Source organism: Carbonicoccus niuqiaonis (genome assembly GCF_050157065.1).
Lineage (GTDB): Bacteria > Actinomycetota > Actinomycetes > Propionibacteriales > Propionibacteriaceae > Avipropionibacterium.
Genome location: NZ_CP189573.1, coordinates 1,676,166 through 1,688,509, shown reverse-complemented (window position 1 = coordinate 1,688,509; position 12,344 = coordinate 1,676,166). Strand labels below are relative to the sequence as shown.

The 12,344-nt window shown below is 69.0% G+C and carries 13 protein-coding genes; 6 read left to right on the top strand and 7 right to left on the bottom strand.

Annotation, left to right across the window (positions count from 1 at the left end):
- Complete coding sequence (xylA, locus tag ACQBAU_RS07720; protein WP_434550070.1) at positions 1-1,179, bottom strand: xylose isomerase; 1,179 nt, start codon at positions 1,177-1,179, stop codon at positions 1-3.
- A 179-nt stretch (positions 1,180-1,358) separates the two neighbouring features.
- On the opposite strand from xylA, the gene ACQBAU_RS07715 reads away from it, so the two are divergent.
- The 4 genes from ACQBAU_RS07715 (at position 1,359) to ACQBAU_RS07700 (ending at position 4,801) form a co-directional block, all read left to right on the top strand.
- The gene (locus ACQBAU_RS07715) at positions 1,359-2,126 is read left to right on the top strand and encodes a ThuA domain-containing protein (RefSeq protein ID WP_465255826.1); all 768 of its coding nucleotides are present in this window, start codon (positions 1,359-1,361) and stop codon (positions 2,124-2,126) included.
- Positions 2,123-3,247, top strand: a complete 1,125-nt coding sequence (locus ACQBAU_RS07710) for a Gfo/Idh/MocA family protein (protein ID WP_465255825.1) — start codon at positions 2,123-2,125, stop codon at positions 3,245-3,247. Before ACQBAU_RS07715 ends, ACQBAU_RS07710 begins: the two co-directional genes overlap by 4 nt.
- Before the next feature lie 12 nt (positions 3,248-3,259).
- Positions 3,260-4,444, top strand: a complete 1,185-nt coding sequence (locus ACQBAU_RS07705) for a Gfo/Idh/MocA family protein (protein WP_465255824.1) — start codon at positions 3,260-3,262, stop codon at positions 4,442-4,444.
- 132 nt (positions 4,445-4,576) lie between these two features.
- Positions 4,577-4,801 carry a DUF3107 domain-containing protein gene (locus ACQBAU_RS07700; RefSeq protein ID WP_434550074.1) on the top strand — a complete coding sequence of 75 codons (225 nt, stop codon included), beginning with the start codon at positions 4,577-4,579 and terminating at the stop codon, positions 4,799-4,801.
- A gap of 31 nt (positions 4,802-4,832) precedes the next feature.
- Here ACQBAU_RS07700 and ACQBAU_RS07695 read toward each other — a convergent pair whose 3' ends face one another.
- Positions 4,833-5,408, bottom strand: a complete 576-nt coding sequence (locus tag ACQBAU_RS07695) for a GNAT family N-acetyltransferase (protein WP_434550075.1) — start codon at positions 5,406-5,408, stop codon at positions 4,833-4,835.
- Between the two features lie 85 nt (positions 5,409-5,493).
- Between ACQBAU_RS07695 and ACQBAU_RS07690 the strand changes: the two genes are divergently transcribed.
- Positions 5,494-6,171 (top strand): biliverdin-producing heme oxygenase, encoded by a 678-nt coding sequence (locus ACQBAU_RS07690; protein WP_434550076.1) that lies wholly within the window; start codon positions 5,494-5,496, stop codon positions 6,169-6,171.
- Positions 6,168-6,794: a DedA family protein gene (locus ACQBAU_RS07685; protein WP_465255823.1), complete on the top strand. Its 627-nt coding sequence runs from the start codon at positions 6,168-6,170 to the stop codon at positions 6,792-6,794. The genes ACQBAU_RS07690 and ACQBAU_RS07685 overlap by 4 nt, the downstream gene beginning before the upstream one ends.
- 30 nt (positions 6,795-6,824) lie before the next feature.
- Here ACQBAU_RS07685 and ACQBAU_RS07680 read toward each other — a convergent pair whose 3' ends face one another.
- From ACQBAU_RS07680 to ACQBAU_RS07660, 5 genes are all read right to left on the bottom strand, one after another.
- Complete coding sequence (locus ACQBAU_RS07680; RefSeq protein WP_465255822.1) at positions 6,825-7,643, bottom strand: alpha/beta fold hydrolase; 819 nt, start codon at positions 7,641-7,643, stop codon at positions 6,825-6,827.
- A complete protein-coding gene (locus tag ACQBAU_RS07675) occupies positions 7,640-8,293 on the bottom strand; it encodes a ferritin-like fold-containing protein (protein ID WP_465255821.1) in 654 nt (217 codons plus the stop codon). Before ACQBAU_RS07675 ends, ACQBAU_RS07680 begins: the two co-directional genes overlap by 4 nt.
- 82 nt (positions 8,294-8,375) lie before the next feature.
- Positions 8,376-9,593: an SGNH/GDSL hydrolase family protein gene (locus ACQBAU_RS07670; protein WP_465255820.1), complete on the bottom strand. Its 1,218-nt coding sequence runs from the start codon at positions 9,591-9,593 to the stop codon at positions 8,376-8,378.
- Positions 9,594-9,595: 2 nt separating this feature from the next.
- The gene (locus ACQBAU_RS07665) at positions 9,596-10,471 is read right to left on the bottom strand and encodes a sugar phosphate isomerase/epimerase family protein (protein WP_465255819.1); all 876 of its coding nucleotides are present in this window, start codon (positions 10,469-10,471) and stop codon (positions 9,596-9,598) included.
- Between the two features lie 40 nt (positions 10,472-10,511).
- Positions 10,512-12,338 (bottom strand): hypothetical protein, encoded by a 1,827-nt coding sequence (locus tag ACQBAU_RS07660; protein WP_465255818.1) that lies wholly within the window; start codon positions 12,336-12,338, stop codon positions 10,512-10,514.
- Positions 12,339-12,344 lie beyond the last annotated feature (6 nt).

The window sequence follows — 12,344 nt, the reverse complement described above, 5'->3', positions numbered from 1 at the left end:
TCAGCCGACCAGGTGCTCCAACGCCAGTTGGTTGAGTCGGACGAACCCGTAGTCCCTTTCGGCGGCGGCGTCGAGGTCGAACGGCTCGTCGGCGGCGAGGAAGTCGGTGACTGATTCGCCTGCAGCCAGCGTCGGACTGGCCAACTCGCCCACCCCGGCGTACGCCATCGCCTCGGCCACCCGGGAGTCGGCACGAAAGGCTGCAGCCTTGTCGGCCAGCATCAGGTACGTGCCCATGCACGCCTTCGCCGACTCCCACACCCCGGCCAGGTGTTCGGTGCGGGACGGCTTGTAGTCGAAGTGCCGCGGCCCGGTGTAGCGCGGCGCGTCGGGGTTGCCCGGGAACCCGTTCTCCAGCAGGTCGACGGTGAAGAAGGCCGACAACAGGTCCCCGTGGCCGAACACCAGGTCCTGGTCGTACTTCAACCCCCGTTGGCCGTTCAGGTCGATGTGGAACAGCTTGTCGCTCCACAGCGCCTGCGCGATCGCGTGGGTGTAGTTGAGGTTCGCCATCTGCTCGTGTCCGGTCTCGGGGTTCAGCCCCACGATGTCGCCGTGCTCCAGCTCGGCGATCATCGCCAGGGCGTGGCCGACCGTCGGCAGCAGGATGTCGCCGCGGGGTTCGTTCGGCTTCGGCTCCAGCCCGATGCGCAGGTCGTGGCCCTGCTCCTTGATGTACGCCGCGACGGTGTCGAGTCCCTCCTTGTAGCGCTCGAACGCCCCGTACAGGTCCTTCGAGCCGTCGTACTCCGCACCTTCCCTGCCGCCCCACATCACAAAGGTGGTGGCACCGACCTCGGCCGCGAGGTCAACCGCCTGCAGGATCTTGCGCAACCCGAAGCGTCGGACCCCACGATCGTTGGAGGTGAGGCCGCCGTCCTTGAAGATCGGGTGGGTGAAGGTGTTGGTGGTGACCATCTCGATCACCAGGCCGGCAGCCTCGCACGCCCGAACGAGCTCACCGACCCGGGCGGACCGCGTGGCAGCGTCGGCGTCGAAGTCGAAGACGTCGTTGTCGTGGAAGGTGATCGCGTACGCCCCGAGCTCGGCCAGCCGGGTCGCGTACTCCCACGGGTCGAGCACCGGTCGGGTCGGCAGTCCGAACGGGTCGGCCGCCGGCCACCCCACCGTCCAGAGTCCGAACGAGAACTTGTCTTCCTTGGTGGGTTGCCGGCTCATGTCACTCCATCGGATCGGTCAGCTGGTCGGATCACGCATTAGTTCGGCATCGAAACATATCGGTTGCCCGAACCGCGGTCAATGGTCGGTCCGCGGGGGTTGACGCCCCCGCCCCCCGCTCATAGATTGCGCTGCGGCGAAACAAAGTCCTGGAAGCGAACCCGACCCTGGAGGCACTGGTGCCATCCCCATTCGAAGCGACGACACCCGGTCCTGGCAGGACGAGGGATCCTGACGGGCACGGGGCACGCCGGGCGCTCGTGGTCCGCGGCGGCTGGGAGGGCCACCAGCCGGTCGAGGCCACCGACATGTTCATCCCCCACCTGGCGGAGAACGGCTTCGTCGTCGACGTCCACGACTCACCTGCCCCGTACGCGGACCCGGAACTGATGGCACAGGTCGACCTGGTCGTCCAGTGCGTGACGATGAGTTCCATCACCGGCGACCAGTTCACGGGACTGCGCGCAGCCGTCGCCGCGGGCACCGGCCTGGCCGGATGGCACGGCGGGATCGCCGACTCGTACCGAGAGTGCTCCGACTACCTGCACCTGGTGGGCGGACAGTTCGCGTGCCATCCGCCGAAGCCGGAAGCCGAGCGGATCGGCGAGGAGAGCGACAACTTCGTCCGACACACGATCAACCCCGTACCCGGTGCCGCCGACCACCCGATCATGGCCGGGATCAACGACTTCGAGCTCACCACCGAGCAGTACTGGGTGCTCGCCGACGACTACGTCGACGTGCTGGCCACCACCACCCAGCGGGTCCGCGACGGCGACCCGTGGCACCGCGAGGTGACCTCCCCGGCGATCTGGACCCGGCAGTGGGGCAAGGGTCGCATCTTCGTGGCGACACCGGGACACAGCCTCGACGTACTGCGCCACCCCGACGTGCAGTTGATCATCCAACGTGGCCTGGTGTGGGCCGCCCGGGAGCTCGCGGCATGATCGGGAGTGGAAGCCCGGGGTCGTCCGGACCCGCGCGGATCGGGCTGGTCGGGTGCGGCAACATCTCCGCCAACTACCTGGTCCGGCTGGCCGACCTGCCCAACCTCGAACTCGCCGCAGTGTGCGACCTCTCCGAGGAGGCCGCCCGGCGGGTCGCCGACGAGCACCACGTACCGATCCGCAGCCTTGAGGCCCTGCTGGCTGATCCCGACATCGACGTGGTGCTGAACCTGACCGTCCCGGCCCAACACGTGCCGGTCAGCAGCGCCGCCCTGCAGGCCGGCAAGCACGTCTACCAGGAGAAGCCGCTCGGCCTGGGGCTGGCTGAGGCGGCGGACCTGGTGACAGCGGCAAACCGTGTCGGGCGTCGGCTCGGGGCGGCCCCGGACACCGTGCTGGGCACCGGCATCCAGACCGCACGCCACGCCATCGACAGCGGTCGGATCGGCCTCCCGATCGCCGCGACCGCGTTCATGACCTCCCCCGGCCACGAGGGGTGGCACCCCAATCCGGGGTTCTACTACGCGGCCGGCGGTGGCCCCCTGCTCGACATGGGCGTCTACTACCTGACCGCGCTCGTGACCCTGCTCGGCCCGATCGAGTCGGTGTCGGGTCGCGGCTCGCACCTGCGGACCGAACGGATCGTGCCACCCGGCGCACCACGTGCCGGTGATCGACTGCCGGTCGAGGTCGACACCCACGTGACCGCACTGCTGACACACGCCTCCGGTGTGCTGTCCACCCTGGTGATGAGCTTCGACGTCCAGGCGAGCCGACTGCCGACCATCGAGGTGTACGGCACCGACGCCACCTTGGCCGTACCCGATCCCAACCAGTTCGACGGTGAGGTCGGCCTGGGCGTGGCCGGGGAGCCCGGTTTCAGCGTGCTCGAGCCGTCCGCCGGGTACGTCGACGCGGGCCGCGGTCACGGCCTGTCCGACATGGTCCGCGCCATCGCCCAAGGGCGTCCGCACCGGCAGAGCGCGGAATTGGCGCTGCACGTGCACGAGGTGATGGAGGGCATCGCCACCTCGAGCCGGTCCGGCAGCAGCGTCCCCGTGCGTACCACCTGTGACCGACCTGATGCCGTTCCGTACGGTGTCAGCCCGACCGAAGCCTGAAAGGGACACCCGATGTCTTCCCGAGCCCGCATCGCCATGATCGGCTACGCCTTCATGGGCGCCGCCCACTCCCAGGCCTGGCGCAACGTCCACCGGTTCTTCGACCTTGACCTGGTGCCCGAGATGAGCACGTTGGTCGGCAGGGACGCCGACGCGGTCGCCGCTGCCGCCGAGACCCTGGGCTGGCAACGGACCGCGACCGACTGGCGCGAGGTGGTGACCCGCGACGACATCGACGTCGTCGACATCTGCACCCCTGGCGACACCCACGCCGAGATCGCGATCGCCGCTCTGGCAGCCGGCAAGCACGTGCTGTGTGAGAAGCCGCTCGCCAACACCGTCGCCGAGGCCGACGCGATGGCGGCCGCGGCCGACGCCGCGCGGGCGGACGGCACCAGGGCGATGGTCGGCTTCACCTACCGGCGGGTGCCGGCGGTCGCCCTGATGAAGCAGCTGATCGACGAGGGGGCGGTCGGGACGATCCGCCACATCCGGGGGCGCTACCTGCAGGACTGGATCGCCGACCCCGAGTTCCCCCTGGTGTGGCGGCTGCAACGCGACAAGGCCGGCTCCGGCGCCCTCGGTGACATCGGCGCGCACATCCTCGACATGGCCCAGTTCACCACCGGGCACCGGGTGACCGGGGTCGCCGCGCAGACCGAGACGTTCGTCAAGCGGCGTCCGCTGGAGGAGGCGATCGGTGGTGCCGGCGGCAAGCTCGGCGCGACCGGCGGCGCCGGTACCGGCGAGGTCACCGTCGACGACGCGATGGTCGCCCTGGCCCGGACCGACCAGGGCGCCCTGTGCACCTTCGAGGCCACCCGTTTCGCCACGGGGCGTCGCAACCACATCGCGCTCGAGGTGAACGGGTCCGCCGGGACCCTGGCGTTCAACTTCGAGGACATGAACTTCCTGGAGTACTACGACGACTCACTCGGTGATCGGGCCGGGTTCAGCCGCATCCAGGTCACCCAGCCCGACCATCCGTACGTCGCCGCATGGTGGCCGCCCGGCCACGGCCTCGGCTACGAGCACGGGTTCGTCAACCAGGCCTACGACTTCCTGTCGGCGATCGCGGCCGGCGAGGACCCCACGCCGGGGTTCTCCGAGGGCGCCCGGCTGCAGCACCTGCTGGCCGCCATCGAGCAGAGCGCGGCCGATCGGGCCGCCTGGGTGGCGCCGGTTGCGGCAACCTGACGTACCCGACGGTCCCCCGGCGCTTCGGACCAATCGTCGAGCCGGCCGTCGGCGGCAGTTGGGCGTTGTGGCACATTGGACGCTGACGACCGAACGGCCGTCGCGTGAGGATCGAACCGAGGAGACACAGGCGTGGAGATCAAGGTCGGGGTGCAGCACATCAATCGTGAGGTCGTCATCGAGGCCACCGAAAGTCCTGACCAGGTCACGAAGGCCCTCACCGAGGCGCTGTCGAACGACGGCCTGCTCGAGCTGACCGGTGAGCGTGGCCGCAAGGTCCTGATCCCGGCCAAGTCGATCGGCTACGTCGAGTTCGGTGAGGAGAACGCCCGGCGCGTCGGGTTCGGCACCGTCTGACGCCGTTCGGTCCGGGTCGAACGAGGCCAGGTCAGCCCAGGTCCCGCCGCATCACGATCCGCGGCATCCGGCTGGCCACCGCATCCGTCGTCCCGACCGTCGTGAACCCGGCCCGTTCGAACATCGCCCGGGTGCCGACGAACGCCATCGTGGTGTCCATCCGCCCCTCCGGGTCCACCGGGTAGGCCTCGACCGCCGGCGCACCGCGTTCGGCCGCCCGCGCCACCGCGCCCTCGATCAGGTGTCCGGTGACGCCTTGGCGGCGGTGACCGCTTCGGACCACCACGCAGATGATGCTCCACACCGCGACCTCGTCGACCGGGCGGATCAGCTTCGACCCCACCAGTCGGGGGATGTCGGCCCGCGGCCCGACACTGCACCAGCCGACCGGGACACCGTCGTGGTACGTCACCACGCCGGGTGGGTCATCGCGCTGGCACAGCGACCGCATCGCCTGCTCGCGGGAGCCGTCACCGAGCTCGGTGATCTGCTTCGGTTGCAACCGGTGTGACAGGCACCAGCAGTGGGTTTCCCGGCCGTTCGGGTTGATGACGGCGGCGAAGTCGTCGAATCGGTCGGGTGTCACCGGATGTGTCTCCCACTCCATCGGTCCAGCCAACCACACGGTGTGCCCCAGTCGCTTGCTCCTGCTGATATGGTAAGGCTGACCTAACTTCTTGGAGGAGCAGTTCATGGTTGAGCCACTGTCGGTCGCCCTGCGGACCGAGACGTCCCAGGCCCATCAGGATGCCGAGGGGTCGGCGTTCATCGAACAGCTGATGGGTGGCGCAGCCTGTCAGCACGCATTCGCGGCGCTGGTCGCCCAGCAGTTGGTGATCTACCGGGCCCTGGAGGACGTCCTCCACGCCGATTACGCCGACCATCCGATGGTCGCGCCGGTGCTCGACCACCGACTGGACCGGGTCGCGGCGCTCGAGCGGGACATGGCCCAGCTGTTCGGCTCGGACCACGACGTGCGGCTGGCCGCCGGGCAGATCCGGATCTGCCGCGCCACCACCGAGTACGCCACGGTCCTGCGCACCCAGCACTCCCCAGAGATGATGCTGGCCAACCACTACGTCCGCTACCTGGGCGACCTGTCGGGCGGTCAGGTGATCGCACGGCTGGTGGAGCGCAACTACGGCATCAGCCCGGCGGCGCTGAACTTCTACCGGTTCGACGGCATTCCCAAGCCGAAGCCGTACAAGGATGCGTACCGCGATCGGCTGGACGCCATCGAGCTCGACCCCACCCAGCGCCGGGCCGTGATCGACGCGGCCGTCACCAGCTTCGAACTCAACCGCCGGGTCTTCGCCGACCTCGGCGCGGCCCGCGAACCCGAGCACACCGCCGCGGGTGTCGCGAGGTGAACTGGTCCACCTTCTGGCCGACCTACTGGTTCTTGTTCATGGTCGTGATGCTGCGGGCGAACGCGACCTACTGGGTCGCTCGCGGCATCTCGATCGGTGCCCGTCGGTGGGGACGCCAGCGGGGCCACACCGGTGAACGCTGGCACCGGGGCCAGGAGTTGGTACGGCGTTGGGGCGCCGGCGCGGTGGTCGTCTGCTTCCTGACCGTCGGCATTCAGACCGCGGTGAACGCCACGGCGGGCGCGGTCAAGATGCCGCTGCGACGTTACCTCCCCGCCGTCGTGCTGGGCGGCTCCCTGTGGGCGTTGATCTACTCCACGGTCGGGCTGGCCGCGATCCAGGCCTGGCTGGCCGCGGCCGTTCGGTGGCCGGGAACGATCCCGATCACCGTGGTCGTCGTCGGCGGCGTGGTCGGTCTGATGATCTGGCGCCATCGCCGCCGGGCCCGGGCGCGCCGCGAGACCGAAGCAACTGGTGACTCCCCCGAGGCCACCGACCCGGTCGAGACCGGCCCGGCTGCCGAGATCGACACCGCCACCGACACCGAGACGAGCCCGGCCCGCGAGCGGACGAGCGAGTCGTTCGACGACAACGCCGGCGTTCGCGTCCCCGGCGTGGCCTGATCTGACACGTCCCGAGGGCCCTCTCGGCATTCAGCGCAGCGCGTCGACCAACTGCTGCACCAACCGGCGGGACGCGCGGTTCGGGGCGTCGTGGCCCAGTCCGGTGAGCACCACGACGCGCTGGCCCCGCGGCAGCACCGCCAGGATCTGCTCGGCCGACTCCCGGAACCACTGCGCCGACGCGCCGCCGACCACCATGGTCGTCCGTGCCGTGATGGAGGCGTACGTGGTGGCCGGCCCGTCGTGGCTCAGCGCCTCCCCGATCTCGGCCAACGTCGCACCGGCCTGGGCGTTCCAGTCCTTGCCGTACGGACTGGCGGCGAACAGCCGGCCCGCCGGCGTCCCGATCGCCATCGGCAGCCGACTCACCATCGGCACCAGGTCGAGCCCCTTCACCATCAGTGCCGCCGCCCGCCCGTGGTCACCCTGGTCGACGGCGTCCTCGAAGTCGTCCACCCACCAGTCGGGGGCGTCACCGTCGATCGAGACCGCGGCGTCGTAGGTGACGACGGTGTCGAGCGTCAGCCGACGGGCCGCCTGCAGCGCCACGAACCCGCCGTACGCGTGCCCGAACACCCGGCTCGAACCGGTCGCCTCCAGCACCGCCGCCAGGTCGGAGACCTCGGTGTCGATGCCGTACCCGGAGTCGACGGCCGAGGACTGCCCCCGCCCGCGCCGGTCGTACACGTGGACGGTGAAGTCCTCGGACAGTTCGTTCAGCAGCCGTCGGTAGTCACGCGACGCCATCCCGCTGCCGTGCACCAGCACCACCGACGGGCCGGAGCCGCGGGTGTAGAGGCTGAGTTGGCCGTGGGGCACCGCCAGCAGCTCGTGGGAGAGGCCGCTCATGGCCGCAACCCGACCTTGGCCATCCGCTCGTTGTGGCGTTGGATGAGCCGGGTGAACATCTCCGCGGTGGCGGCCAGGTCGAGGCCGGTCGACTCCTCGGTGCCGGTCAGCAGTTCGGCCAGGTGATCGTTGTCGGAGACGATGCGTTGGGCCTGGCTGAGCGCCTCGCCGACGAGCCGACGGGCCCAGAGCGCCAACCGGCCAGATAGTTGCGGTTCGGCGTCGACCGCGGCGACCACCCGCGCCCGGGCGAACTCCCGTTGGTCGGAGTCGTCGGCGACGGTCCGGATGAGCTCGGCCAGGGGTGCGGGCAGGACGCTGCTGAGCTCGGTGTAGAGGTCGGCGGCCAGGGCGTCACCCACGTAGATCTTGATCATCCGTTCCTCCCACGTCCGGGGAGTGGTGTGGGCGTGGAACTCGGCGAGGGGCCCGGAGAACGGCTCCATCGCCACGATCGGGTCCACGCCGTCGGCGACAATCTGATCGGCCAGCAGTTGATAGTGGTCGAGCTGTACCCTCGCGAACGACAGCACGGCGACCTTGTCCGCCAGCGACGGCGCCGCCGTGGCGTCCTCGGCGAGCCGCTCGACCGCACTCAACTCGGCACACGCCAAGATCGCCAACAGTTGGGTCCGTGGACCGGTGGACACCGGAGTCACGGTTCGGCCCGACGGCGCCGCTCGGTCATCACGGGGTACGGTCACGCCGTCCACCCTAGCGACCTGCGACGGGTCAGATCGTGCGGGCGAGCTGGTGGGCCAGGTACGTGTGGCCGAGCGCATTCGGATGGACGCGGTCGTTGCCGTCGAAGGCGTGCCACCGAAGGGAGTCGTCGTGGCCCGACGGCAACAGATCGGTCAGCACTCGGAACGAGACCCGCGGATGCGAGCCGATGGCCTGCCAGGCCGCCTCCTCGAACTGGTGGACCTTGTCGGGGTTGCCGTGGTCCTCGTACCGCTCGGTCCAGTGGAAGAAGTAGAAGCCGGCGTTCGGGCAGCTGGCCAACGCGGTCTCGACCAGGGTTGCCAGGTTGGCCGCCCACTCCTCGGGTGGGATGGGGATGTCGAAGTTGCCGGCCATGTCGTTCGCCCCGAGCATGCAGGTGATGAACGACGGCTCGATGGCCGCTGCGGCTTGCCAGTGGAGATCGGCCTGCTCCCGATTGATGTACAGGTCGGCACGATAGCCGGCATGGCTGCCGTCGAACAGGTACAGCCCTCCGGTGCCATGCAGGAAGCTCACCCCCTCGATGGGCGAACCGCCGGCGGTGCCGGCCTTCCCCCGCACCGTGACCGTGTGCTCGCCGTCCTCGACGCTGAGCTTGACGATCTTGCCCGAGGTCTTCGGCCCCGTGGTCTGCTGTGTTGCGACCACCTGACCGTCGACGACCACTTCGAACGTCCCGGGAAAGAAGGTGTCCTGGGTGTAGTGCACCCACACGGTGTCGCACGCGGTTGTCGGCCAGGTGATCGAGCCGTCGGCGGCCACGATGCGCATCCGATTCCCGAGCCCACCGGCATCGGTGTACAGCGCAGCGTTGTGGCTGGTCGTCACCTCCGGCAGGTATCCCCCGGTTGCCCACCCGGCAGGGATGTAGCCCACTCCGGGGGCCGGATTGGCCCCCGGGTGTCGCCGTCGCAGCATCCCCTGCAGCAGGTACTGGTAGCGCTCGGTCCAGTTGGCCAGCCCGGTCCCCTCGGTGATCGAGTCACCCAGCGCGAGTCCGATGAACGGCTTCTCGTCCTGCTGGGTCATCCCCTTGATGAAACCGAGCCGTGCCCGGTCCGGGAGGTCACGCGGCCGGGCGGACTTCCACGGAGCGGCCGCAGGGTGAGCGGCCTCGGCCCTGGCAGGACCGGGCGCTGCAGCCGTCACGACGGTGCCACCGACCGTGGCCACGCCGGCCCGCCCCAGGAAGGCGCGTCGTGCGTACGGAGTGGGCTCGACCATGATCAGCTCGCCGCCGCCGCGACGTTGCCGACATCGGCACCTCGCCCTCGCAGGTACTCGGCCGAGCCGAGCACGGCCTCGTCCCCGGCGATCTCGAGCGTGGTGTGCCCGGAGTAGCCGATGTCGGTCAGTGCCTTGATCACACCGTCGATGTCGATCACACCGGTGCCCAGCGCAATGGTCGACATGCCACAGCCGAACATCGTCCCGCGGTGCTCCTCCCACTCCGGGCCCAGATCCTTCCAGTGCACGTGCTTGATCCGATCTCCGAACGCCTTGACGATGTCGATCGGATCGGTGCCGCCGAGCCAACTGTTGCCGGTGTCGAGGTTCACGCCCAGCGCCTCAGATCCGACGCGGGTCAGGATCCGCTCCAGACCGTCTACCGTGGCGGTGTAGGGGCCGTGTGGCTCCAGCAGGATCTGCACGCCGTGGTCCTCGGCCACCCGGACCGGTTCGGCGAGCTTCTCGCAGATGGTGAAGATCGCCTCGTCGTCGGTGAGGCCCTTGCCCCACGCGGTCGTCGGTTCGCCCTCGGTGGTGATCACGTGCTCGACACCGATCGCAGCTGCACCACGGACGGCCTTGATGATCTGGGAGGTGCCGTACCGCCACGGTGCCGCAGGATCGAGCAGGTCGGAGTGGGCACACCAGCTGGTGATGGTGAGGCCCCGCTCCTCGAACGCCCGCTTCAGGTCGTACGGATTGGCGTCTAGGCTCGCCACGGCGGAGAACCCGAAGTGGTTGCCCAGCACGGCCCCGTCGCCGGTGTCGGTCACGTCGGCGTACGTGAACCCCCAGTCGCGGATGCGGTCGAGCTGATGATCAAGAACGCTGAACGGGTCAACCAGGGCAAAACATCCAACGGACATGGACATGTGAGGTCTCCTTGCTCGAAAGGTGGAAGGTGGTGGTGGTTCATCGCAGCGAGGCCGGCATCTCCAGACGCCGTTGGAAGGGGCGGCCGGTTCCCACGTCACTCATGGTGATCACCAAGGTGTCGGTGGTCGAGTACTCGGGATGCAGGTAGATCGTGTACGAGTCCTGGGTGCAGGTCTCACAGGCGCGTACGTCCTGGAGCTCGGCCACCGGTTCCCAAGGGCCGTTGTTGGACGAGGACCGGTACAGGCTCATCGTGTTGGCCGTCGGCTGGACGAACATCAGGTACGGCTTGCCCGGCAGCTGTTCGAAACGCTCGACACTGATCGACGTAGTGAACGATCCCTTGCCGGCCGGCAGCACCGAGGTGCGTTGCTCCGGGTCGGTGCTCCACCCCGACTCCGCCGTGCTGGAGCGCCAAGCGTACTGCGTCGGGTCGAGCCACGGCTCGGCCACGCCGTCCACCACGATCGGCACCCGCGTCTGGTAGGCGCCGGTCGAATCCCCGCGCCAGAAGTACAGGTACTCGCCGTCGAAGGTCGGTGACTGCAAGTGGTACTTGTCGCTCAGGTCGGCACCGAAGTTGGTGAACACGTCGTGGCTGACCGCGGTGTTGGTCGTCGCATCCCATTCGGCGATGCCGAACGCCTGGATGTGGAACCAGCCGTCATAGACGCACAGGCTCCAGTACGGGATCAGCAGGTCGTCCGACCCGGGCTTCACCACGATGCCCGTCGGCCACGTACTCGCCTGGCACGGTGTGCCGTCAGGGGTCGTCAGTTCGGTCGAGCCGATCAGTGGGCTGATGGCCGGTGCCTGGAACGGGTCCTGCATCGGGTTGGGAACCTCGTGCAGCAAGGGAATGTTGACCGGCTGCACGTCCGCGATCGCGTTGGTGTTGCCGAACCGGCCCACCGTCGGCTGCAGCTTTGCGGGGCCGGTGATCGGCTTGAAGACGCCGTCGCCGAAGGTGATGAAGGAGCGACCGGGCTGCCCGGGCAGTTCGCGAGAGAACCCACCGTCTCGGCCGACACGACCCAGACCGGAGCGTTCGTACGACGAGAGCAGCAGGTCCATGTCGAGGTCGTAGTTGTTGACGAAGGTCCGGACCGGCGCGACGTCGATGGTCCGGGTGCCGACGCTGGCGGATGCGCCGATGACGCGCAGCCCTTGGGCGGCGTCCCACGACTTGTCGGCGGTCGTCGTCACGGTATCCCACGTGGCGGTGCATCGAACGGTCGGCCGGCCCTCATGAGCTGCGGCTGGCGCACAGGTGGCGGTGACCAACTCCTGTTCGTCCATGGTGAAGACGGCCTGGCTGGGCAGGGCCCCGTACCCGGAGTACTCCACGACCAGCGGCACGTCGCCACGGACGTCCTCGTCGTCACGAGGACTGATCAGTGCGGCCCGGGTGTCGTTGCCGATCTTGGCCGGCCGAGTGTCCGACATCTCACCCACTCCGTCGGCCGCGACGGCCCGACACCCGAGTCGATGCATGCCGTTCGCCGTCGAGTTGGTGCTCCACCCCTGGGCGGCCGTGCCGTACGCGGCAAAGGAGAACTCGGTGCCGGGAAGCCCGTCGGCGGTGAACCCGTGACCGATCAGGTCACCGTCGAGGTAGAACTGCACCCGGGTTGCCTCACCGCTGGTGCGGGCGCCCACCGCTACCGTCCCGGACAGCTTGCCCGGCGACGGAGCGGTGATCGTGCACTCGGTGCCGGCCGGGCCAGCCGGATGTTGCGCACTCGCCCCGGTGGTGGCACTCGCCGCCATGACGACCGCCCCGAGCACGGCCACGGCTCGCAGCGCCCGGCTGACCCTGGTGACTCCGGTCGGTGCGTCTTTGCTGGTTGGTAGAATGGACACGGTTCG

Excerpts from the sequence above, each read along its gene's own strand:
- xylA (WP_434550070.1), bottom strand. The coding sequence starts at position 1,179 with ATGAGCCGGCAACCCACCAAGGAAGACAAGTTCTCGTTCGGACTCTGG.
- ACQBAU_RS07710 (WP_465255825.1), top strand. The coding sequence starts at position 2,123 with ATGATCGGGAGTGGAAGCCCGGGGTCGTCCGGACCCGCGCGGATCGGG.
- ACQBAU_RS07705 (WP_465255824.1), top strand. The coding sequence starts at position 3,260 with ATGTCTTCCCGAGCCCGCATCGCCATGATCGGCTACGCCTTCATGGGC.
- ACQBAU_RS07695 (WP_434550075.1), bottom strand. The coding sequence starts at position 5,408 with ATGGAGTGGGAGACACATCCGGTGACACCCGACCGATTCGACGACTTC.
- ACQBAU_RS07690 (WP_434550076.1), top strand. The coding sequence starts at position 5,494 with ATGGTTGAGCCACTGTCGGTCGCCCTGCGGACCGAGACGTCCCAGGCC.
- ACQBAU_RS07680 (WP_465255822.1), bottom strand. The coding sequence starts at position 7,643 with ATGAGCGGCCTCTCCCACGAGCTGCTGGCGGTGCCCCACGGCCAACTC.
- ACQBAU_RS07670 (WP_465255820.1), bottom strand. The coding sequence starts at position 9,593 with ATGGTCGAGCCCACTCCGTACGCACGACGCGCCTTCCTGGGGCGGGCC.
- ACQBAU_RS07665 (WP_465255819.1), bottom strand. The coding sequence starts at position 10,471 with ATGTCCATGTCCGTTGGATGTTTTGCCCTGGTTGACCCGTTCAGCGTT.